The sequence below is a fragment of the Streptomyces sp. SID5910 genome (assembly GCF_009862125.1).
In the GTDB taxonomy this organism is placed as follows: domain Bacteria; phylum Actinomycetota; class Actinomycetes; order Streptomycetales; family Streptomycetaceae; genus Streptomyces.
Map to the genome: position 1 here is coordinate 1 of NZ_WWHX01001012.1, position 428 is coordinate 428.

A 428-nucleotide genomic window follows, 5' to 3' on the forward strand; every position below is an offset into this window, starting at 1 on the left:
GGCGGGAGTGGCCGCCCCGGCGGCGTGGTCGGCTCGATGAGCGTGCCGGGCGGTTCCCGGCCGCCCGGTTCCACCAACGGCGCCGGCCTGCCCGGCGCGACCGGCGGACCCGTGGCACCCGGACACGGCGGCGGCACCGGTTCCTTCGACGTGACCGAGGCGCTGGCGGCGGGTCCGCTCGGCGGCAACGGCACGCGCCCGGGCGGCCAGGGCGCCGCCGAACGCGGCCGTGACGACCAGCCGTTCTCCCCGGAGAACGGACGGGGCGAGCAGAGCACCCCCGGCGCACCGGGCGGCCCGAACGGCCAGAACCGGCCGTCCGTCTTCGGCGGTGCCCAGGCGCCCGCCGGCCCGACGACCGGCCCGGTCACCGGGGACGGCCCGCCGGTGCCCCCGCTCGCCGGACCCGGCGCACCGGCACGGCCCGG

At 81.8% G+C, this 428-nt stretch carries 1 pseudogene; it reads left to right on the forward strand.

The window, feature by feature from the left end:
- Positions 1 to 428 (forward strand): annotated as a pseudogene (locus tag GTW67_RS35865) (hypothetical protein); the annotation flags it as partial.